The organism is Sporolactobacillus inulinus (assembly GCF_006539285.1).
GTDB lineage: Bacteria > Bacillota > Bacilli > Bacillales > Sporolactobacillaceae > Sporolactobacillus > Sporolactobacillus inulinus.
Genome location: NZ_BJMS01000009.1, coordinates 34,171 through 56,323, shown reverse-complemented (window position 1 = coordinate 56,323; position 22,153 = coordinate 34,171). Strand labels below are relative to the sequence as shown.

The 22,153-nt window shown below is 45.5% G+C and carries 16 protein-coding genes; 2 read left to right on the top strand and 14 right to left on the bottom strand.

Features of this window, described 5'->3' with window-relative positions; all coding sequences use genetic code 11:
• Positions 1-107 precede the first annotated feature (107 nt).
• The 7 genes from SIN01_RS01955 to SIN01_RS01925 form a co-directional block, all read right to left on the bottom strand.
• Positions 108-1,391, bottom strand: a complete 1,284-nt coding sequence (locus tag SIN01_RS01955; RefSeq protein WP_010024142.1) for a ribonuclease H-like domain-containing protein — start codon at positions 1,389-1,391, stop codon at positions 108-110.
• A complete protein-coding gene (locus SIN01_RS01950; protein WP_010024140.1) occupies positions 1,370-3,652 on the bottom strand; it encodes a DEAD/DEAH box helicase in 2,283 nt (760 codons plus the stop codon). Before SIN01_RS01950 ends, SIN01_RS01955 begins: the two co-directional genes overlap by 22 nt.
• A gap of 281 nt (positions 3,653-3,933) precedes the next feature.
• Complete coding sequence (locus SIN01_RS01945; protein WP_010024139.1) at positions 3,934-4,584, bottom strand: HAD family hydrolase; 651 nt, start codon at positions 4,582-4,584, stop codon at positions 3,934-3,936.
• Between the two features lie 105 nt (positions 4,585-4,689).
• Positions 4,690-5,802 carry an o-succinylbenzoate synthase gene (gene menC / locus SIN01_RS01940; protein WP_010024138.1) on the bottom strand — a complete coding sequence of 371 codons (1,113 nt, stop codon included), beginning with the start codon at positions 5,800-5,802 and terminating at the stop codon, positions 4,690-4,692.
• Positions 5,799-6,638 (bottom strand): 2-succinyl-6-hydroxy-2,4-cyclohexadiene-1-carboxylate synthase, encoded by an 840-nt coding sequence (gene menH / locus SIN01_RS01935; RefSeq protein ID WP_010024137.1) that lies wholly within the window; start codon positions 6,636-6,638, stop codon positions 5,799-5,801. Before menH ends, menC begins: the two co-directional genes overlap by 4 nt.
• Positions 6,628-8,373 (bottom strand): 2-succinyl-5-enolpyruvyl-6-hydroxy-3-cyclohexene-1-carboxylic-acid synthase, encoded by a 1,746-nt coding sequence (menD, locus tag SIN01_RS01930; protein ID WP_010024136.1) that lies wholly within the window; start codon positions 8,371-8,373, stop codon positions 6,628-6,630. Before menD ends, menH begins: the two co-directional genes overlap by 11 nt.
• Positions 8,370-9,776 (bottom strand): isochorismate synthase, encoded by a 1,407-nt coding sequence (locus SIN01_RS01925; RefSeq protein WP_010024135.1) that lies wholly within the window; start codon positions 9,774-9,776, stop codon positions 8,370-8,372. Before SIN01_RS01925 ends, menD begins: the two co-directional genes overlap by 4 nt.
• Before the next feature lie 169 nt (positions 9,777-9,945).
• Between SIN01_RS01925 and SIN01_RS01920 the strand changes: the two genes are divergently transcribed.
• On the top strand, positions 9,946-10,632 hold the full coding sequence (locus SIN01_RS01920) for a DUF1361 domain-containing protein (protein WP_010024133.1): 687 nt from the start codon (positions 9,946-9,948) through the stop codon (positions 10,630-10,632).
• 354 nt (positions 10,633-10,986) lie between these two features.
• Here the strand turns inward: SIN01_RS01920 and SIN01_RS01915 are convergent, their stop codons facing one another.
• A complete protein-coding gene (locus SIN01_RS01915) occupies positions 10,987-12,648 on the bottom strand; it encodes a PucR family transcriptional regulator (protein ID WP_010024132.1) in 1,662 nt (553 codons plus the stop codon).
• 248 nt (positions 12,649-12,896) lie between these two features.
• On the opposite strand from SIN01_RS01915, the gene ald reads away from it, so the two are divergent.
• Complete coding sequence (gene ald / locus SIN01_RS01910; RefSeq protein WP_010024130.1) at positions 12,897-14,033, top strand: alanine dehydrogenase; 1,137 nt, start codon at positions 12,897-12,899, stop codon at positions 14,031-14,033.
• 443 nt (positions 14,034-14,476) lie between these two features.
• On the opposite strand, the gene SIN01_RS01905 is transcribed toward ald, so the two are convergent.
• From SIN01_RS01905 to SIN01_RS01880, 6 genes are all read right to left on the bottom strand, one after another.
• Positions 14,477-16,198 (bottom strand): ABC transporter ATP-binding protein, encoded by a 1,722-nt coding sequence (locus SIN01_RS01905; RefSeq protein ID WP_010024129.1) that lies wholly within the window; start codon positions 16,196-16,198, stop codon positions 14,477-14,479.
• 25 nt (positions 16,199-16,223) lie between these two features.
• Positions 16,224-18,146, bottom strand: coding sequence for an NAD(+) synthase (locus SIN01_RS01900; protein ID WP_010024128.1), 1,923 nt, complete (start codon positions 18,144-18,146; stop codon positions 16,224-16,226).
• 168 nt (positions 18,147-18,314) lie between these two features.
• Positions 18,315-19,136 carry a serine hydrolase gene (locus tag SIN01_RS01895; protein WP_010024127.1) on the bottom strand — a complete coding sequence of 274 codons (822 nt, stop codon included), beginning with the start codon at positions 19,134-19,136 and terminating at the stop codon, positions 18,315-18,317.
• A 34-nt stretch (positions 19,137-19,170) separates the two neighbouring features.
• Complete coding sequence (locus SIN01_RS01890) at positions 19,171-20,067, bottom strand: C40 family peptidase (protein WP_010024125.1); 897 nt, start codon at positions 20,065-20,067, stop codon at positions 19,171-19,173.
• 13 nt (positions 20,068-20,080) lie between these two features.
• Positions 20,081-21,163, bottom strand: coding sequence for a mandelate racemase/muconate lactonizing enzyme family protein (locus SIN01_RS01885; protein ID WP_029548119.1), 1,083 nt, complete (start codon positions 21,161-21,163; stop codon positions 20,081-20,083).
• 46 nt (positions 21,164-21,209) lie between these two features.
• Complete coding sequence (locus tag SIN01_RS01880) at positions 21,210-22,127, bottom strand: S66 peptidase family protein (protein WP_010024121.1); 918 nt, start codon at positions 22,125-22,127, stop codon at positions 21,210-21,212.
• Positions 22,128-22,153 lie beyond the last annotated feature (26 nt).

Genomic DNA, 22,153 nt, shown 5'->3' with positions numbered 1-22,153 from the left:
GAAAGTAGGCAAATTGTCGAATTGGTGCTGATTGATTAGGCAGAACATGACGAGTTATGGCGATTCCAGGCAATATCTGCGCTTGCCCGGGCAATAGTTGTATTTCTTCAAGAAAATTTCTTCGTTCTTTTCAGCTTTAATCGATTGAGCCGTTTCAAGTAGGCCGCCTCTTTAAGTGGGTACATCTTTTCGTCATTCCGCTGATGACCGAGCTGAGTCATCGCCGACATTGTATACTGAATTGCCCGTGAATAATCATGAAAGCGATGTTCCAATAGTTTGGCTGCCTCAATGGAAACCAATCCGCTCTCATCCCCTCCTGCAGCAATAACCGATTCAAAAAGCTTCAGAGACTGCTGATAGTCCCCCTTTCGCTTTAAACATGCTGCAAGCCGCGCCTTTGCTGGTAGCTGGAAAGCTGAATCCTTTCGAATGAGTGCTTCCCAAATGGTCTGGGCATGCGTGTGATCGCCAATCTGTTCAAACCAACGTGCTATTTCATAGTTTTCTTCTAGGTCAGTCTCTGCCTTACCAAGTATTTTATTTGAGAGGTGGATGTAAAGACTGACCAAAGTGAGCACATCTTCCCGATTATGCTCAATGATTCCCTTAACTAAGCCCGCCTCAGGATGCTTAAGAAACTGGAAGTAAAGAAAGGGAGCCAATTTCCCCGGCACATCTTTTTCTCTGCCCATGGATAAGAGGTTCGACTCGATGGATTGAAGCCGTACCGACTCCAAGCGATTCTTCCAAAGACGGCGGGACGCATGCAGAAGATCAAAATGACCAAATGCCGGCAGTTTCGGCACTTGATCGCGAACAAATTGATGGCGTGTTTTTACTCTTGGCCAGTCAAACGCCTTGCCGTTAAACGTCACCAAATGCTTTAAAGATGTGCAGTCCTTTAAAAAGGAATCATAGAATGCGGCCTCGTGACCTGGTCCTGGTAAAAAATATTGTTTTAATTCAAGAAAGCGATCCGTCAATCGGGCGAGACCGATTAAAAAAATCATTTGCCCGGAGCCTGAACCTAATCCAGTGGTTTCGGTATCAAAAAAAAGCAGATCTTCTGCATGTAATCCTTTAGCTGATAATGGATGTGCCGCGCCAAACGTTTGCCACGAAGCAACGGTTTGCCATAGGTCGTCTAATGCGTACGGGCCGATTCGTGTTGCTAAGGGCAAGCGTTCGGAATGAACAAGGACGTATTGATCCTCAAAAGTTCGTAAATCAGCGTCAAGTGCTACAGCCGCACGTCGGATCGCTTGGTTTTGTCGCTTGTCATCGAGTGTCTGATCCAGTTGTTGCGGATTCGGCGATGATTCCTTGGCTCCTCGGTTCTGCTCATGCAGCTGTTTCCGATAGAGTTTTAATTTTTGTGCGAGTGACACGTTGATCGTTCCTTTAGCAATCGGATTAATGCTTGTTTTGCCGCTCTGCCCTCATTAACAAAACCGATGCAAGAAGGACAACCGGATTCACAAGGGCAGTTTTGCGCCATATCGCTTGCTTTCTCAAGCAGTCTTGGCATTAGCTGATACAGATTTTCACTTAATCCGACACCGCCGGGGTATTTATCATAGATAAATACAGAGGGTTTCTCATTATGCGGTGCTTTAATCTTCGGTACAACCGAGAGATCATTTTGGTCACATAACACGAAAAGCGGTGCCGCATGGCGAAGCAAATGGCTCAGACCGACCAAAGCCCCTTGAAACACATTCTTGCCGAATTGATCCAAATAGATCGGATCAAAACTAATCCATGCAGCATTGGTGTGCATTTCCAGCTCCGGAAGATGTATCTTTCCCCATCCGATATTTTCATAGGTTTCAAAACGAATTTTTTTAAAAATAGTTGGCAAGGCACGTACGGAGACATCGCCATAGCCCTTTTCAATGTGTGCATTGTCAAAGACTGCATGTTTGTCCATCGCCAATACATCGAGCTGGACGGCAAGATCCGAATCCGTATAGTAGTTGACATTCACTTTTCGCACGTAGGCCTTCCGTTCAATCAAATCCAGGTCATCCACGTGATACTGAGCGCCTTGATGGATGTAAATTGCGTCTTCATAAAGCATGGTCATGGCACCGAAGCGGTCTTCTTCACCAATCACTTTCGCATGGCCTTGATCGGTGATGTCAATAATAGCAAACGAATCTTGAGCAGCTGATCTTAAGTTGACATTATTTGCCGGGAACCCGTCGCTCATCCAATACCACTTGCCACGTTGGTAATGCAGCAAATCTTCATCGGTTAAGTAGTCACAAAGCTCATCCACGTGTTCGCTTCCGAACCGTTCGCCCTTTTTGAAAGGAAGCTCATAAGCGGCACACTTAATATGTTCCATCAGAATCATAATGTTATCCGGATTAATTCGCACGCTCTCTGGTTTTCGTGAGAAGAAATAGTCTGTATGATTTGCCATGTACTGGTCAAGCGGATTCGATGAGGTAACCATGATAATTACCGCGTCTTCCGATCTTCTGCCGGCTCTTCCTGCTTGTTGCCAAACACTTGCCATATTTCCAGGATATCCGGTGAGAATACAAACTTGAAGCTGACCGATATCAACACCAAGTTCCAATGCATTGGTAGTAACCACGCCCATAATCTCACCTTGACGCAGTCCTTTTTCAATGGCCCTGCGTTCAAGAGGCAAATAGCCGCCTCGATATGCTCGGATTGGCGCACGATCTTGTCTGCCACTGTTTATTTTTTGGAGGTGACTGACAAGAAGTTCAACCTTTAATCGGCTTTTTGCAAAGACAATCGTCTGTATTTTATTCTTTAAAAAGTCACCTGCAAGACGAACCACGGAATGTGTTTCATCCTCGCGCACATTAAGCTGCTTATTGGTAACCGGAGGATTGTAGATTAAGAAGTGTTTCTTTACGCTTGGTGCCCCATTGCGGTCAATAAGAAACATTTTGCGTCCGGTCAGCGCTTCGGCATGTTCTCTCGGGTTTGCAATCGTCGCAGACGTACAAATAAATTGAGGATTGCTGCCGTAATAGCGGCAAATACGCTTCAGTCTGCGTATGACATTGGCTACATGACTGCCAAATACACCGCGATACGTGTGAAGCTCATCAATCACAACAAAGCGCAGGTTTTCAAATAAAGAGACCCATTTTGTGTGATGCGGTAAAATAGAGGCATGCAGCATATCCGGGTTGGTCATCACAATTTGACCGGCTTGGCGGATCTTTTGCCGGATCGATCCGGCAGTATCGCCATCATAAGTATGACTCTTGATTGGCAGTCCGACCGCATCAATGAGGTCAGCCATCTCATTCTTTTGATCCTGAGCCAATGCTTTTGTCGGAAAGAAATAAAGCGCTCGGCTCTCCGGATGCGCAATCATGGTCTGGAGAACCGGAAGATTATAGCACAAGGTCTTTCCAGAGGCGGTCGGCGTGACAAGGACGAGATCTGAACCCATCATTGCAGAGTTATAGGCTTCCGCTTGATGGGTATAGAGCGAATTGATCCCGCGCCGACGCAAAGCATCTTTAAGATGCTCGTCCAAAGAGTCTGGAAACGGTGCGGTATGTGCTTCTCGCCCCGGTATCGTTTGCCAATGCGCCGTATTCTGATCGTTTTTCAATCGATGAAGAAGTTCCTCTATGGTTTGTTTTCCGATCAATTGGGTCACCTCTAAATCTTAATGATGCTTTGACGTTCTTTTGTTCACTATTATAGCATAACGAATAAATGTTCGCTATTTTTGATTCACTGTCCTCGATGCCGGTTTGTTTATGAAATATGCGCTTAAAAATGAAAACGTTCCGCACTGCTTCGTCTCGGTGCGGAACGATACTCACTGGATCGTGTTCGATTTGTTAAACCCGTACATAGTCTCATGGAAGCGGTCGATGACTGGACAAAGCAGATTTTACGCATTTTACTTCCGGTGCCCAGATCCTGTCACTCAACTTCTTTCAGCATAGCGATAAATTGCTCGACTTTTGTCCAATAGAAGTCTGGTTTCGCCGGAAATTCACTAGACTGTGCCATTTCCAGCCATTGTACGGCAGCGGTATGAATGCCTGCGGCTTTACCGGCCAATGTATCACCGTTCGCATCGCCAATATAGATGGATTCTTCCGGCTGCGCGTCAAATTTTTTGAGCGTCCGGTTGATGCCTTCAGGGTCCGGCTTGGGAACAGCGACGTCGTCTCCGGTAATAATGCTGTCGAACTTACCGCCAAAACCGAGTTTCTTCTCGGAAATGAGATAAGACCTTCTTGCTTTTCCTGTAATTAAACCAATTTTGATGTTGCGTTCCCGCAACAGATGCAACAGTTTGAAAATTTCCGGATTCTTTTCCACATAAGCGTCATGTTGCTTCTCGTAGATAACGAAGTAGAATTCAACGGCTTCGGCAACGTCTGCCTGGTTGGTGAGATTCATCGAAATCATCTTTTCTTCCGGCGGGCCAAACATCGCAATGACTTCGTCTGTCGTTACAGTTCTGCTGTCAAATCTTTTGAAAACTTTTTTCATTGCATGGACGGTAAGCGGAAGTGTATTTGCCAGCGTTCCGTCAAAATCAAAAAGTACATTGTGCAGTCGCATGAAATCATGCCTCCAAGTTCAAGTTTGCAAAACATCTAACTAAGACTAGTATCCTATCAAACAGAAACATTTGTCAAAGTGTTTTGAAGTCGGCTGCCAAATAAGTCAACGATTAACAAAGGACTGAACGTCACGTGACAAATGCGCTAATGCATCACGATCAATTGAAAAGCCTATGCCGGGACGATCCTTTGGAACGGAAATGACGCCATGATCGACTGTAATTGTTGGCGAAATAAGATCGCACTTCCAGTAGTGATCCGAGCCATAAAAATCGCCGGGTAATGTAAAACCGGGGAGTGTTGCAAGTGCCAGATTATGCGCTTTTGCAATGCCAAACTCAATCATTCCGCCGCACCAAAGCGGAATCGAATGTTGGAGGCAAAGCTTATGAATACGCGCAGCCTGAGCCCATCCGCCAACGCGGCCCATTTTTAAAGCAACAACTTTTGCGCTTTGGAGCATAACGGCGCTTGCAGCCGCAGCGTAGGAGCTAATGCTCTCATCTAGACAGATCGGTGTTGCCAGTTTTTTTTGCAGTACTGCGTGTTCCGAGAGATCATTATAGGCTAGGGGTTGTTCGATCATCATTAGTCGGTAGCGATCCAGTTCGCGAAGATGGTCTTTATCCCGGATTGTGTAGGCTGAATTTGCATCAGCCATGATGGGAAGATCAGGAAATGCTGCACGGATTCCTTCTAACAACGGTCGGTCATTTTTCCGTGATATCTTTATTTTATAACGCTTATAGCCTTTTTTCAGCAACTGCTCGATTTGACGGACCGCCTGTTCCGGTGTGGCTGCGGTAATGACTGCGCCAGCGTCTACCTCTGCTTTGCCCCCGCCAAATAGTTCCCCAAGATAAGTATTCGTTTGTTTTGCATAGAGATCCCAAACCGCTTGGCCGAGCCCTGATTTAGCCATCCGGTTGCCGCGCACTCCAGACCATATTTGCTCTAATTCTTCTGGATGTTTTATCGGAACATGGAGCAGAATTGGGATTAGGAACTCTCGCAACACGTAGCGGCAGGTTTGAATCGTTTCTTCAGAATACCAGGGGGATGAAAAAGGATCGGCTTCGCCGTAGCCGATCCGGCCGTCAGTGTCCATGACCTCCAAAATCAATGCTTCACGCGTCGACACCTGTTGCAAATGCGTGGTGAAGGGCATCTTCAGCGGCGAAGCGATGAGGCGCATCGTTACCGAACGAAGCTTCATGCTCTTCCCTCCTCGGCCGATGCAGAAAATCGGTGAATAAACGAAACCAATGCGCTTTTAAACGGTTCCGGTTTCTCTAAATGAACCGCATGTCCGGCATTCGGGACCACGCACCATTCTGCAAGCGGCAATGCCTGCTCCATTTCAGAAGCAATGGTACAAAATTTGCGATCACGGGCTCCGGTGATCAAAAGAGTCGGTACATGCAATGTTGCCAACTGAGTCCACCAAGACGGCTGAGCTCCGGTTCCCATACCAATTAAACTGCCGGCCAGTCCATGTTCGCTATTGGCCAATCTCTGATCGCGTAACGATGATCGCACGGTCTTAGGCAAATCTTTTTGCGAGGCGAACAACGGAATGTTTTCCCAATCGTTAACAAAAGACAAAAGGCCATAATTTCTGATCCGCGCTGCAAGATGAGCATCTCGATCACGTCTTCTCTGTCGCTCCGTCTCCGTTTTCAAACCTGGCGAGGCGCTCTCAAGGGTCAATGTTCGGACACGTTCTGCAAACATACATGAAAAACTAAGCGCAAGCCTTCCACCCATTGAATAGCCGACGAGATGTATCGCATCAAGCTTCAGAACGTCAAGCAGCGCCGCAAGATCTTTTGCTGCTTCGGTGATCGCGTATCTGTTTGGACGTTCAGGGCATTCGGTCAACCCATGCCCGATAATATCGACGGCGATCAGCCGGATCTTTTGCTCTGCTGCCTCTTTTTCAAGAAAACGCCATGTCGTTGAACTTCCTGTAAACCCATGAAGCAAAAGTACCGGTGTTCCGAAGCCGGTTTGTTCATAATGATAGTCAACGCCGCGCAATTTAATCTTCAACGGAATTTACCTCCTTAAAGCGTTTAACTAGGCGTGACCGCAGTTCTTGGTGTTTCCGCACATTATCGCGACGCTTTGTCGGCACCTCGATGATTGTTATTCCCTCTTCTTTTATCGCTTTACTAAATGCTGCGTCAAACATCGGCCAATCAACGACCTTTGTATAGCGAGCACCATAAAGCATTGCTGCATGAGAAAAGTCGAGACCGTGGGGCGTTCCGAACAGTGATTCAAAATAAGTTTCTTCGGATGCTTGCGGTAAAAATGAGAAAATGCCGCCGCCGTCATTATTAACCAATACAATGGTTAGGTTGGCCTGGTTCTGTTTTGCCGCGAGTAATCCATTCATACTATGGAAAAAGCTAAGATCGCCAAGTGCAAGAATCGCTCTCCCTTTTGACAAAGCGACACCGACTGCCGTTGACACGACCCCGTCGATCCCGTTCGCTCCTCGATTCGCAAACACATGAGCCGCTTTTGAACTAGTGAACATAAAAGTATCAAGTTCGCGAATCGGCATGCTATTTCCGACAACGAGATCGGCTTGTTCCGGTAACTGTTCGCACAGTTTCAAAAACAGCTTTTCTTCACTAAGCATGGAATCATCACGAATCGATTGCAAGGTTGATCGAGTCAACGCGTTAATCTTCTGCCACGACGCTGCCCAGGCAGCATTTACATTTTGATTGATTTGAGACAGCATGTGCTCACAAAAGTACTGCTCATCACAATAAACCATATGTGTTGCTTTGCAGGCAGGATCTCTCCAGTCCGCTCCTGCATCAATAACCAGATTGGCACATTCCTGCTCTTCCATCCACTGTTTAACGCTTTTACTTACTGGCGGTGCGCCAAAACGGATGATTAAATCCGGCTTCAAGCATGAAACAATTTCGTGACAGCGCAAAAACAAATCATAATTCTCAATGACTAATTTTTGCTCATGCGTACCGCGGCGAAGCTGTGATAACGGATCCGCGAGAATGGGAAAGCCAGAGTGACGGGCTAATGCAAGGATACTCGAACGCCCCTCCCCTGCCAACGCGCCGCAAATAATGATCCCGCGCTGGGCAGCGTTAATCCGGGCGGCAAGTTCTTGAAGCTGGTTTACAGTTAGAGACAGCTTGCCTTGAGTAACCGATGGTGCGGCCGTGACGCCATGCGCATTATTATTGACTTGATGAAGCAATAGATTAGGGACAAGCGGTTCGCGAAGCGGAACATTAATATGTACCGGTCCTTGTGGCGTGCGAATTGCACATGCAACAGCACGACTGGCCATGGCTTGGTTGTAATGGAGCAGACTTAAATCATGTTCCGAAAACTCAAGCTGAAAGAATTGCTTAACATGTCTGCCGTACATGTCCGTTTGATCTATCGTTTGAGGCGCAGCAACTTGCTGCAATTCATAGGGACGATCCGCAGTGATTACAACTAACGGTACACGGGCCAAAGAAGCTTCAATAATTGCCGGATAATAATTTGCGGCTGCAGTTCCGGAGGTGCAGACTAAGGCAGTAGGTTTACCGGAGGCCTTAGCAAGACCAAGTGCCAAAAATGCAGCGGAACGCTCATCGATATCCAAATGAGTAGTAAAATCCGGATGCGCTTCAAAAAGCATGGAAAGCGGTGTTGAACGTGAACCTGGGCTGATGACAACGTGACGCACCTTGTGTTCATAAAGAGTCTGAATGAATGATGACAAATAATTTGTGAGCAAGTCTTGATGATTCATAGTGTCCCCCTAATCAATGCATGCTGCATCGGTTGAAACTTAACGTCCGTTTCTTGATATTCCTGAATTGGATCTGAATCGGTCAGAACGCCGCATCCGGCAAACAATACAGCTTCATTGCCGCGAAGCAGCGCAGCACGTATACCGACATCAAATTCACCGTGATCGCCAGCATCAACCCAACCGATCGGAGAAGCGTAAAAACCGCGGTCCATTGCTTCATGCGTACGAATCCAAGCCATAGCATCTTTTTTTGGCAATCCGCCAAGGGCTGGAGTTGGATGCAGTCGAGCGACCAGATCAATCAACGATGTTGCTGATTTGCATCGTCCTTTAACCGGTGTATACAAATGTTGGATATTCTTGTTTTTCATTAGGACCGGTTGCTTGGGGATGGACAAGCTTGTACACAACGTATTTAAAGCGGCACGTACCGATTCAACCACATACTGATGCTCCTTAAAATTTTTGCCGTCATTTAACAGCCACTTACCCAGCAGATCGTCCTCGTGTTGCGTTTTTCCACGTGCAGCTGAGCCGGCCAGACAAGCCGATTCAATCGAACGCCCGTTTTTTTTGATCAGTCGTTCCGGCGTTGCCCCGATAAATGCTGCCGAACCCTTTTCCAGGCAAAAAATACAGGTTCCCTTCTGCTCCTCGCTCAAGACACGCAACAATGCATGACTAGAAAGCTGCCTTTGAAAGATTAAGCTTCGTGCGCGTGCCAATACTATTTTTTTCATCGGTGTCTCTTGCATCGTTTGCACCGCCTTAGCAACCAACCGACACCATGTATCTTGATCGAGATCCTTCTGATCCAGAAGCTGCTGATCGTGCGTGTCCGTCGCTGCATGGAACCCATTATCAAATAGTTCATTAGGCTGAGCCTCCAAAGCGCCCACCCGTTCAGCAGCGTCATCATTCGGTCTGCACAAAATGGTGTGTGTGAAATAGCAGTGACCGCGGTGAACGGTCAACAAAAACTCTGGAAGGATAAAATAAGCAGAGCCGAATTCCTGCCACATCGCTGAGCGTTCCTTCTTTGAATCAAAAGCAAATCCGCCTAAAAAAACCGCTCCTGTACCCGCAACATGCTGCGCCCCCACCGTATAGGCGTTACGAAAAAGGCGCGCTTGTGCTTGTCTAACCTGCACAGCGGCATCTTCACTTTGGGTCGCGATCATGGCGGTGATCCCGGCGCCAACCAGCTGCAATTCTCCCGATGAGTCGCTCCAGTAACAACGCTGACCGCTATATGATCTTCCCGTACGTTGATAGAAATCAAGCGGTAGAATCCGATTCAGTTCTTCTATTTTACTAACCACACAAGACTGATGCGATCGACGTGCATGATCAATCGCTGCATGGACTGTTTCTGATAAAGATGTAACATTTCCAATCAAATAAATCACCTGTTATCGTTTACAATGTGAACATATTATGTCTTTTTAAAGATAACTCTTCTCATTTAGATCTGTCAATTTGCAGGTTTTCGGTGACTGCTTAATCCTAAATCTTGTCCTTAATTAATATAATCCATGAGACGGTGATCATGGAAAGGATTAAGAGGCTATGTTCTACAGAAGAAGGCACGCGCCACATCCAATCGTATACTGCACTGCACTCTATATTCTCATCAGCCTGCTTTTATTTATAATCACAAAACGCAGCGTCCATCTTGTCGTTCTTTGGAACGTATTTTTGGCCAATCTCCCTTTGCTTCTTGTTTTCTTTATGTGTCTTGAAGACCAGCGGCGCGACACCTTTCGGACCGGATTGCTCGGCGTTCTCTGGCTGATTTTTTTCCCGAATGCACCCTATTTGATCACTGATTTTATTCATTTACAGCACATTACTTTTTACACAAACGAAACGCCAAACCTCTATACGACCAATTTTTGGTCATGGTTGGGACTGTTTCAAATTGGCGCTGCGGTTTTTATCGGTCTCTTTTCCGGTATGCTGTCGCTTTGGATCATTCATCACCGTTTTCTAAAACGACTCATTTCGCCAATTGCTGAATTCGCGTTGCTCATGATCTTTATCTCAAGCGGTGCTGCCGTCTATATTGGACGCTTCTTGAGGCTTAACTCTTGGGATCTCTTTTACCCGGCACATTTTATCACACAAATTACCGGACATATCAACTCATTTTCGATTGCCTTTTCGTTGATGTCTGCTGCTGCTGTTGGTATTGAATATTGCTTTTTCTCAGTACTGCTCATGACAGCGGCAAAAATCAGCCGTCTGCATCGATAAAGTATTGCCACGATTGGCAAGCGTTCAGTGAATTGATCAGTAAAATCAAATTAACGGACGAAACATTTATGGAATTGTATTTACGCGCGATTCGATGGCAACATTCCTTAAAAGAATAAAAGGATCTCGTTGACAACTTACGAAGCGAATTGATCTCGGTACATTGTGAAATAACGCCCTTTTTTCTCAAAAAGCTGTTAAGGATACGTTAGGTTCCTATTTAGAAACGCTTGAGCAAATCGAAGAGCGCGATTCCTGACCCCTTCCTTCGCGTTAACGCTCGGGTGTTTTACATGCTTGACTACCGTATGTGCGGGTCCGCGCTTGCCGTGATGCACACAGCCCATTTTTCATTTATTGATCCGTACTATAGGATTCGATGAGCGGATAGCCAAGCATAGCCATTTCCAAACAATGTCGCCGCTGCGGTTGAAAATAATCTTCGCCAAGAATATCACTGATTTTCTCCAATCGATTGTATAAGGTTTGTCGATGAATGAACAGGCGCTTGGCCGTCTCCCCTTTTGAACCCATACATTTGAAATACATTGCTAACGTGTCAATAAGATGGAGATGATGTTTGTTTTCATAAGCAATCAGATCACCCAGCTGATCCTGAACGAAATCGCTGAGGATCGGATAGGGTACCGCATGGAGCAGTTGATACACGCCGATACTCGCATAGTAATGATTCTGTTTCATTGCCGGAACCGTTTGTGAAAGTTCGATCACTTGAAACGCTTCTTTAAAACTGATCCATGCATCAAGAAGCATTGTTCTAGATTTGCCAAAGCCAATATGAAAATGGAAATGAGGCCATGCTTGATTGATGTATTTATTCAAACCGTCGATTAATCCCTGGATTTTCTGGTACAGACTCGATTCCGAATCTTTTCCAATTCGTGCTTTGGCACACAGTAAATAGATTTGATTGTTTTTCATCATCAATACATGATGCATTCGATCCCGTTTTAAAAGCGAACGAATCAGTACTAAAATATCTTGATTACGCGATTCCATGCGCTCGGGCCCCGCTTCAATAACATTATGTTCAAATTCAATGATTCCGCCAACAAAAATATACTTTTCACCATTTGGCGACGGCAGTCCCATACGCATTTGCGCCTGTTCCTCACTGTCAATGCTGCGATTGAGAATATCCTGAATCAACTCATTCTGATTGCTGAGAATTTTCTCTTCAAGAAACTGTGTGCGAAGCAAAACCGTCGCGACAGCCTTAGATGTATAGTCCACTAATAATTTCATATATTCCGTAGGATGTGCTTGGTGCAAAAGCATGCCGACATAGGAAAACACCTGACCGAAACAAACGACCGGCTGAATGAGAACGTAGCGATGCTCATCCATTTTCCACAGTTCCGTTTCCTGGATCTGATCAAAGTGCTTCATCTGTTGATCACAAAATGTATTGATCTCTTCACGCGTCTCCTCGGGCAAAGGCGGAAAATATGTGTTGGCTTCTAAGCGGGACAAATACAAAATCTGATGTTCGGAATAGCTTTGCAGCAAACGCAGAATGGCTGGGATATCTGTACTCTGCAAGATGAGCTGCTGCTGCTGCTGAGAGAATTGCTCTATTTTTTTCAGCAGTCCGAAATGTTGGTTAATGATGTGTGCATGAATGTCTTGGGTGATTTCTTCAAAACGAACCGGCTGGCGGAACAGAATCAACGGAAAATCATACGAATCGCACAGATCAATAATTTGATCAGGTATTTCATCCACGGTCGTACCGAATTCAATGCATAATCCTGCAGTTTGGTGCTCAATGATCTGTCGCATGTACTCGATCCCCGATTTTGCGGATCGCTTCAACCAAAGTCCGGTTGTCAGAATTAGGTCATGTTTGCTGACATAAGGAGCCGCATGAATGATTTCTAGAATATGTACCCAGCGTACCTCACGATAAATCCCTTGTGCACCGGCAAGTACAATGGCACGTTGAAAAAGTGGACGGTTAAGTACATCACGAACACAAAACGGTATTTCATCCATGTATGAATACCTCCTAAAAGTGCCTATAAGCGGCTGCGTGCTGTCATATTATCTAACACGTACATCAAATGTCAAGTAAATTGCCAAAACTGTAGACAAAACGTACGATGAAAAACTGTTTCATTGTTTGTAAGATTCTAATTAAAGGATAACACATACTGAATCGATTCAAGCAGACGAAAAGCAAGAAATCGACGTATCTGTTATTCAATGATTCTATCAAAAAATAACTGGGAGGGCTCTAATCAATGATTATCGGTATTCCAAAAGAATTGAAGAACAACGAACGTCGTGTGGCGATCACCCCTGCAGGAACCTATCACTTGGTGCAAGAAGGCAATAATGTCTATGTAGAAACAAATGCAGGCGCAGGTGCAGGATTTTCCGATCAACAGTATGAAGAAGCGGGTGCAGTGATTACCTCGGCTGAAAAAGCATGGTCTGCCGATATGGTGATTAAGGTTAAGGAACCGGAACCGGAAGAATACCACTTCTTCCATGAAGGACTGATTCTGTTCACCTACCTGCATCTTGCCCCAGCTGTTGGCGCTGAGCTGACTAAGGCACTCGTCTCAAGCAAAGTCGTTTCAATCGCTTATGAAACGGTTCAGCGTGCAGACCGAGTACTCCCGTTACTTCAGCCGATGAGTGAAGTGGCCGGAAGAATGGCAGTTCAGATTGGTGCACAATATCTTGAAAAGTTCAGTGACGAAGCAGGAAAAGGAATTCTTCTTGGCGGCGTCCCAGGTGTCTCTCGCGGTAAAGTGGCAGTAATTGGCGGCGGTATTGTCGGGACAAACGCTGCGAAAATCGCAGTGGGTCTCGGTGCCGATGTGACCATCCTTGATATCAGTGCAGACCGTTTGCGTGAACTTGACGACATCTTCGGCAATTCGTTGAATACCTTGATGTCAAATCCATACAACATTGCAGAAGCGGTTAAAGAAGCGGATCTTGTTGTCGGATGTGTTCTGATTCCGGGCGCGAAAGCACCGAAACTAGTGACAGAAGAAATGGTTGCAACGATGAAAGAAAACTCGGTAATTGTCGATGTTGCAATCGACCAAGGCGGTGTTGTTGAGACATCGGATCACAGTACAACCCATGATGATCCGACCTATGTAAAACACGGTGTCATTCATTACGCGGTTGCCAATATGCCGGGCGCCGTGCCGAATACATCAACCTTAGCTCTGACGAACGTAACGATTCCTTATGCAGCAAAAATCGCGAGCAAAGGTTATATCCAAGCGTGTCTTGAAGATGAAGCCTTACTAAAAGGTTTGAACACGTTGGACGGCTACGTCACCTTCAAAGCGGTCGCTGATGCACATGGATTTGAGTACAAGTGTGCGAAAGATCTGCTGCAGGCAGCTAAGGTGTGATCGTCCAAGTAAGAATGATGTCATTTAATTAACTAGGAAACAGCGGCTCTTCATATTCATATCAACACCCTGCTCGTAATGAAGCAGGGTGCTTTTTTTCTGTAAATGAATTGCGGCATGAATTTTTTTATCGCACGAGAAACCCGGATTCATCCTCACGGAAATATGTTCTTACGTTTAGTTTACATAATCTTTTTTATGTTATAATTGTGGAGAAGCGTATTTTTTCAACCAACCCCTCTTATTGTTCTCGAACGTCGAGGTTCTTTTTTCCAGCCAATGCCCTCTTCAACAATAAGATGGCCATTGGGACATCTTATTCATCAATGAATGATTCATCAATGAATGATTAAACAAAAAAATGTACCGGCAATCCATTTACCGGTACACAGACGATCCTTATTCTTCTATTTAATATGCATTTGGCACTTACTTGCCGGTAACTACCTTGTCAATGCAAATTGTGACTCATAGAGCCGGCTATAGACGCCGCCACTCTTGATCAGTTGTTCATGAGTCCCCTGCTCGCTAATTCCATTTTCGGTCACAACGACAATTCGATCTGCATGCTTTATCGTGGCTAGACGATGGGCGATGATCAGCGTTGTACGCCCTTGCGATAATTCCTCAAGTGCTTGTTGGATTGCCGCCTCAGTCTCTGTGTCAAGTGCCGATGTTGCTTCATCCAGAATGAGAATCGACGGATCTTTCAAGAACATTCGTGCAATGGATAAACGCTGTTTCTGTCCCCCGGACAGCTTGACACCACGTTCGCCGACTACTGTATCCAATCCATCCGGCATGTTTGCGACGGTTTCTTCAAGTCGAGCGAGACGTATGACATGCCAAATGTCTTCGTCGCTCGCATCCAGTTTTCCATAAGCAACATTCTCGCGAAGTGTCCCTGAGAAGAGAAAAACATCTTGCTGCACCAAGCCAATATGATGACGCAATGAAGAAAGTTTGAAGTCACGGATATCGATCCCATCAATTAAGATCCGACCTTCATTAACCTCATAAAAGCGTGGCAGCAAACTGCACAACGTCGTTTTTCCCGCTCCGGTTGGTCCGACAAAAGCAACGGTCTCTCCTGGCTTTATCTGTAAATTGATATGGTTTAGCACCTGTTTTTTCCCTTCGTAACCAAAGCTGACATCCTGGTAATCAATCCGGCCTTGAATGGTTGCTACAGTAACCGCATTCGGTTTGTCAACAATCTCCGGAGCCTGATCTTTTAATGCCAAGAATCGTTTAAACCCAGCGATCCCTTTAGGATAAAGCTCAATAATTGCATTAAACTTTTCAATGGGTTGAACAAAAATATTCGCCAAGAGTAAGAATGCGACAAACTGTCCGCTGCTTAATTCGCCATGGAGCACAAACCAGGAACCGCTGACTAAAGTAAACAGAGTGATCAAGCGCATAAAGAAATAGTTCGTCGTCACACTTGTCGCCATAATTTTGTACGAGAACAACTTTGCCTTTCGGTACAATTTGTTGTTTTCTTTAAAAAGCTTTTTTTCATGGTTTTCGTTTGAAAAGGCTTGAACAACTCGGATACCGCCAACCGCATTTTCAACGTTGGCATTGAAAACAGCGATATCTTGATAAATTTTATCGGTTGCATGCGTCATTTTCACATTAAACAGAGTAATAAAAACACCAAGGATCGGGACGAGCAGAAAGGTAATCCAGGCCAGTTTCCAATTGATCGAAAGCATCAACGTGAAGGAACCGATTAGCGACATGAATGCAATGAAAAGATCCTCCGGACCATGATGGGCGGTTTCACCAATATCAAATAGATCGGTGGTCAGCCGTGACATCATGTGTCCGGTTTTATGATTATCAAAGAAATGAAAGGACTGACGCTGTATATGTTCAAACAGTTCTTGGCGGATATCGGTTTCAATACTGATTCCAAGCATATGGCCCCAATACGTTACAATATAATGCAAAATGGTATTTAGAACATAAAAAACGAGCAATCCTGCTGATGCGAGCACGATAATCGACCAATCACGTCCGGGCAGCAGCCGATCAATCATTTGATTAACCGCCACCGGGAAGACCAGCTCCAGCAGTGCAAGCAAAATGGCACAGGAAAAATCAAGAAAAAATAATTTCTTGTATGGTTTGTAATACGAGAAAAAGCGTTTTATCATGTGCACGCCTCGCCTTCCTATTAAATTAGATTTCCGTCATCCAGATCGAGCGGCTGGCATCCGAAGGCATCCGCCAGTCGCCGCGCGGAGACAGACTGACCGTGCCCACTTTAGGTCCGTCAGGAATGGCGGAACGTTTAAACTGCATCGCGAAGAAGCGGCGAATGAAAATCTGCAGCCATTTACGAATCGTCTCTTCATCATAGCAATCGGCAAATGCCTTCTTAGCGAGATAAAAAATTTTAACAGGCGGATAAGCAGCGCGTACAAAATAATAGAGGAAGAAATCATGAAGCTCGTAAGGTCCAACAATATCTTCCGTTTTCTGCGCAATTTTTCCTCTAACATCTTTCGGAAGCAATTCTGGCGTTACTGGTGTGTCGAGTACATCAAGCAGTATAGAGCGGATCTCAGCTCCCGTCTCTTCTTCAGCAACATAGTTGACAAGATAGCGAACCAACGTCTTCGGAACAGAGCAATTGACTGCATACATGGACATGTGATCGCCATTATAGGTGCTCCATCCCAGTGCCATTTCCGACAAGTCGCCGGTCCCGATCACAAGGCCCCCTTCCTTGTTGGCAATGTCCATTAGAATCTGTGTCCGTTCTCGCGCTTGTACATTCTCATAGGTCACATCATGAACATCCGGATCATGTCCAATATCTTTGAAATGTTGCAAACACGCGGCCACGATATTAACTTCGCGAAAATCCGTTTCAAGTTTTTTACAAAGTGAAATCGCATTTTGATAGGTACGGTCTGTTGTTCCGAATCCGGGTAATGTGATAGTAATGATGTCTTTTCGTGAATAGCCAAGCAATGCAAATGTTTTCGTGATCACGAGCAATGCAAGCGTCGAATCAAGCCCCCCGGAAATACCAATGACCGCTTTTCTTAGGCCTGTATGCTGCATTCGTTTTGCAAGCGCCGTTGCTTGTATATTAAAAATTTCGCTGCATCGCTGCTCGCGTTGTTTTGCATCTTCGGGAACAAATGGATGCTTGTCAATAAAACGATCAAAAATACCAAAATTGTTATTCTTAAATGAAAAGGACACGGTTCTGGCAGTCCAAGGTAAGGTCGTTGCCGCTTCACGGAAGCTGATGTTTTTGATGCGCTGCAAGTTCAGCCGGTCAAGGTCGATCAACGAGCTGACAACCTGATTGTCTCTTTGAAACCGTTTGTTTTTTTGCAGCATATTTCCGTTTTCAGCAATCAGCAACTCACCGCCGAATACAACATCAGTGGTCGATTCGCCGGTACCGGCTCCGGCATATACATAGGATGCCATGCACTTTGCACTTTGTGCCGATACAAGCGACTGGCGATAATCCGACTTACTGACCACTTCATTTGAAGCAGACAGGTTGCCAATAATCTGAGCACCTTGTAAGCTGAGAAAACTGCTCGGAGGGACAACGCTCCACAAATCTTCGCAAATCTCGAATCCAAATTGAACCGCACCGCTTTCAAAGCACAAATCAACGCCAAATGGGATCTCTTTTTGAAACGGCAAATTAATTGTCCGATTTCGAATGTCTTTACCTGAGGTGAACCAGCGTTGTTCGTAAAACTCTTCATAATTGGGTATGTAGCTTTTCGGCACAATCCCCAGTACCCTTCCGTCGAACAGAAGATACGCGCAGTTATAGACAGATGTTTGCGTATTAAGCGGTGCACCAACAGCAATCAGTATGTCCTTGCCCTTGCTGTAGGTGAGCAGCGCTTCAATCCCGCGTTCTGACTCATCAAGCAGCTGTTTCTGCAAAAACAAATCGGAACAGGTATAAGCAGTAACACATAATTCTGGAAAAACGACAAGTTTTGCTTGCTGATCTAGCGCTTCAGCAATACATTTTTTTATGTTTTCTATATTAACAGGAATATCTGCGACTCGTGTCACCGGACATGCGGACGCAACACGGATAAAGTTCATTGACTCCATTGCATTTACTACCTCCGAATTTCAATTCTTCACGATTCTATCATACCCTGAATGCCTAAACTGTACAAAGAGCCCCTCATTTTTCAGAGAGGCTGATCATTAGTCCATTCACACAATTAATATTATTTTATAGTGACTTCCAAAGTTTGTCAATAAAAGCAATAGGGTTCATTCAAGCGACCCAGCTTGAGCCTGCGCGACATTGATCAGGTAGTTCTGCACACGCAAGCCGATAATTTGTATGGCAGATAAAGCTTCTTGGCGGTTTTCCAAGCCGCTTGTCATGACCGTAACCGCCATTGAATGCTGTTTATAAACAAAAAAACCGGCATCATGATCAATTGCTTCCATCTCGCCCGTCTTATTATAGACGGCAACCGGTTGATCTTTCTCATCGAATAACCCGGGCAATTTATATCTGAATTGTTGTTTTAACAGCCATGATTGTGCTTCTTTTGGCAGAGCACCGCTTCCAATAAATAGTTGCTGAATCATTTTATTTGCATCGCGCGCACTGATCCAATTCGTCCGCCCTTCTTTTTGGGCGGCCTCATCCATCAATTTGCGTTCAATCTTGGTTTCAAGAAATCCTTGATCCTTCACCCATTTCTTCAGATTACTCAGCCCCAAAAAGTCGATCATTAAATTCGTCGCCGTATTATCGGATACATTGATCATTAGCGCCAAAAGGTCGCTCACTTTCCATTCCCTTGATGAGAGCACTTGAAGGACACCGGAACCGCCGACAATCTGCTGGTCATCAAAGCGAACCAACTGGTCAAGCAGCCGCTTATTTTGTTCACTTTTTTTAAATGCATAGAGCAAGATCGGCAATTTGATCAGACTTGCGGACAACATCGGTACTTCGGCTTGATAAGTAAACGAAAATCCATCGGAACCCTTGGCGGCAATTGAAATTTGATCATCGTACGGGCGCACAATTTTCATTAGATCCTTATGTAATTGATCGTTCAATACAACCAATGGCATGTCCCCTTTCAGTGCTTATGGATGCAAACTTGATTTACCCAGTCCAATATCTGCGAACGGCACATAATTCCCGTTCATATTTCGTTCCTTTTAATTCCGTAATGCTGACGATTGTGCCAGGTGTTGGCGAATGGATCATTCTTCCGTTGCCATAATAGATGCCCACGTGATGAACAGCACCCTTGCCATTCTCATAGGCAAAAAAAAGCAGGTCCCCGGGCAAGGCGGCTTCAATCGGTATAGCGGTTCCGCAAAGGGCTTGATCATCGGCATCACGCGGAATAAGGTAACCGCCCGCACGCAAAAGTGTATAGCTGAAGCCCGAGCAATCAAATCCATAAGCACTCATTCCTGCCCATAGATAGGGAAGTTCCAGAAAACGAACAGCATTATTGACGATCTCTTCCCCGCTTTGCCGATGTTGCTGATCCGGCATGAGCACATCCTGCTTCTTTAACAGCCCAGGTCCAATCGGGCTATCCACTTTAACAAAAGACTGCGCGTCTTCGATTAGCGGCAAACAAACAGAAAAACTCAAATCAAACCGTTTTCTTTGTGTCAGAGTATAAAAAGATGCGTACTTGCTTTGAACCATAATCTTCTTTTTATTTTCTGTTATCTCCGAACTCACAGACTGATTGAGCGGCATCCAGCCAGGGTATCCACGTGGATCCTTAAATGTGGCTTGACTTGGGAGACACACTTTCGCCCATGCCCCCTTCACTGAGTCAATGATGATCTCTTCACCAAATAGGACTTGAGTCTGAATTCTCTTTTCACGGCAAAGCGCAATCGTCTCATCGCGACTCATTTGATCCAACCATTCCGTCATATCAGGATGTTCCCGGAATGCTGCTTGATCAATCGATCGGATGGATTCAGGAGCAGACCAAATGGTTGCGACCGGAACCGCTGTTCTTCGCTTTTTCATGCAACTTCCTCCGTCAATTGGTTTTAACACTGCTGATTCCGAGTCCGGGATGATCCGGAAGCGAAATACAATTTTGCTTATATTCAGCGCCACCGGCAACTGGATTTTCAGCGAACATAAGCGGGGTATCCAAATCGCAGCGCGTAACGTTTGCCTTTGCAGCTGCAAAATGGCATGCTGCAGAAATCGCAACATTGGATTCCACCATGCAGCCGATCATACATTCGACTCCATAAGCTTCGGCAAGTGTGTTAATTTTCTCTGCTCCGCTGATGCCGCTTGCCTTCATTAACTTAATATTAACAATGTCGCAGCCGTGCATCGCCAATAAGCGTGCACAATCGGCGGGACTGAAGATACTTTCGTCAGCCATGATCAATGTATCCACATGCTCCGTAACGAACTTCATTCCTTCAAAATCAGCGGCGGGTACGGGCTGTTCCACCAATTCAATGGCTAAGCCCATATTTTCCATGCGGTGAATGGCGGCTACCGCTTCTTTTGCATTCCAAGCTTGATTCGCATCGAGTCTTAATTTTATTTGGTCACCGACCGCTTGTCGCAAAGCTTTGACACGTTCAAGATCCTCTTCAATTGTCCCGTTACCAACTTTGATTTTTAGTGTTTTAAACCCTTTTTCTACATAACCTCGGGCATCCTGTACCATCTCATCAACAGGGTTCACACTGACTGTAAAATCCGTTTCGAGCCGGTTGCTGTCGCCGCCTAATAACTGGTAAAGTGGAAGGCCCGCTCTTTTAGCGAGACAATCGTAGACGGCAATATCGAGCGCTGCTTTGGCACTGGTGTTGTGCATCATCGCTCGGTTAATCACGCGGTTGATTCTTTCTTTTTGTTCAATCGACATGCCGATAATAAGCGGACCTATCACACGCTTTACTGCATAATCGATACTTGCCAAACTATCGCCGCTGATCACATGTGTCGGCGGTGCTTCGCCAAATCCCACAGTCCCATCGTCACAGAAAACCATTACGATAATGCTTTCTGCTGTACTCACTGTACGCAGTGCTGTTTTAAAAGGTTTAATAAGCGGGATTGACAATTTCTTCGTCTGTATATCAATGATTTTCAACGTCTTCATCCTTTCACCTGACACTTCCAACCGTTTCCGTTCGTTCTTACATAACACCAGGCTGAATCCACAATTGCTTTCTGTCCGCATCGAGAAGCGCATCAACACCGAGCGGTACGGAAAAATTCGGCGCGCAGTGACCGATTAAAAAACCACTGACAGCCGGTTTTCCTAATCCGCCTAAGTAGGTTTGAAAAACCTCCTGGTAGGTCAGGCTGTCCGGATCATCTGAATTTTTTTGATGAAAATCGCCGATAACGAAACCGGTCGCCTGGTTTAATTTTCCGGACAAACGGAGCTGATTCAGCATACTGTCTACCCGATAAGGCGCTTCGCCAATATCCTCGATGAGCAATAAATTGCCCTTAGTATCAATTTCAAAAGGGGTTCCTAGTGAACTAACGAGCAGCGACAAGTTTCCGCCGACCAGTTTTCCTTCACTGCTGCCTGAACTGATACACTCCAGTGGAGACAAATGCTCATCGTAGCGAAGCGACATGGGCTGAAAAAGCTGGGAAAATAACTGTTTTGAAAGCAAAGGCGCATCAGGGTCGCCTAAGTCAGAAGCGAGCATTGGACCATGAAATGTAACTAAACCTGTCTTTTGTCGAATGGCTGTATGTAGGTAAGTAATATCGCTGTATCCCCAAAACACCTTTGGATGGCTGCGCACCAATTCATAGTCGATACGCTCGGCAAAACGCGCGCAACCATATCCCCCTCGGGAACAGATAATTGCCCGAACCGAATCATCTGCAAACATCGTGTGAAAATCGTCAAGCCGCTCATCATCAGAACCCGCCAGATAGCCATATTTTTTCGTGCTTCCGGCACCTAGACGTACATGAAATCCGAGTTGCTTAAGCCATTCAATTCCTATGGTCAAACGTTCCCTATTTGGTGATCCGGCTGGACTGATTACACCAATTGTATCTCCTTCAAATAAACGACTCGGAATGATCATGTGTGCACCCCTTTCAAAACATAGAG

Coding starts and splice junctions, on each gene's coding strand:
- SIN01_RS01945 (WP_010024139.1), bottom strand. CDS start 4,584: ATGCGACTGCACAATGTACTTTTTGATTTTGACGGAACGCTGGCAAAT.
- SIN01_RS01895 (WP_010024127.1), bottom strand. CDS start 19,136: ATGCCATTGGTTGTATTGAACGATCAATTACATAAGGATCTAATGAAA.
- SIN01_RS01890 (WP_010024125.1), bottom strand. CDS start 20,067: ATGAAAAAGCGAAGAACAGCGGTTCCGGTCGCAACCATTTGGTCTGCT.
- ald (WP_010024130.1), top strand. CDS start 12,897: ATGATTATCGGTATTCCAAAAGAATTGAAGAACAACGAACGTCGTGTG.
- SIN01_RS01915 (WP_010024132.1), bottom strand. CDS start 12,648: ATGGATGAAATACCGTTTTGTGTTCGTGATGTACTTAACCGTCCACTT.
- SIN01_RS01900 (WP_010024128.1), bottom strand. CDS start 18,146: ATGGAGTCAATGAACTTTATCCGTGTTGCGTCCGCATGTCCGGTGACA.
- SIN01_RS01905 (WP_010024129.1), bottom strand. CDS start 16,198: ATGATAAAACGCTTTTTCTCGTATTACAAACCATACAAGAAATTATTT.
- SIN01_RS01880 (WP_010024121.1), bottom strand. CDS start 22,127: ATGATCATTCCGAGTCGTTTATTTGAAGGAGATACAATTGGTGTAATC.
- menD (WP_010024136.1), bottom strand. CDS start 8,373: ATGAATCATCAAGACTTGCTCACAAATTATTTGTCATCATTCATTCAG.
- menC (WP_010024138.1), bottom strand. CDS start 5,802: ATGAAGCTTCGTTCGGTAACGATGCGCCTCATCGCTTCGCCGCTGAAG.
- SIN01_RS01920 (WP_010024133.1), top strand. CDS start 9,946: ATGTTCTACAGAAGAAGGCACGCGCCACATCCAATCGTATACTGCACT.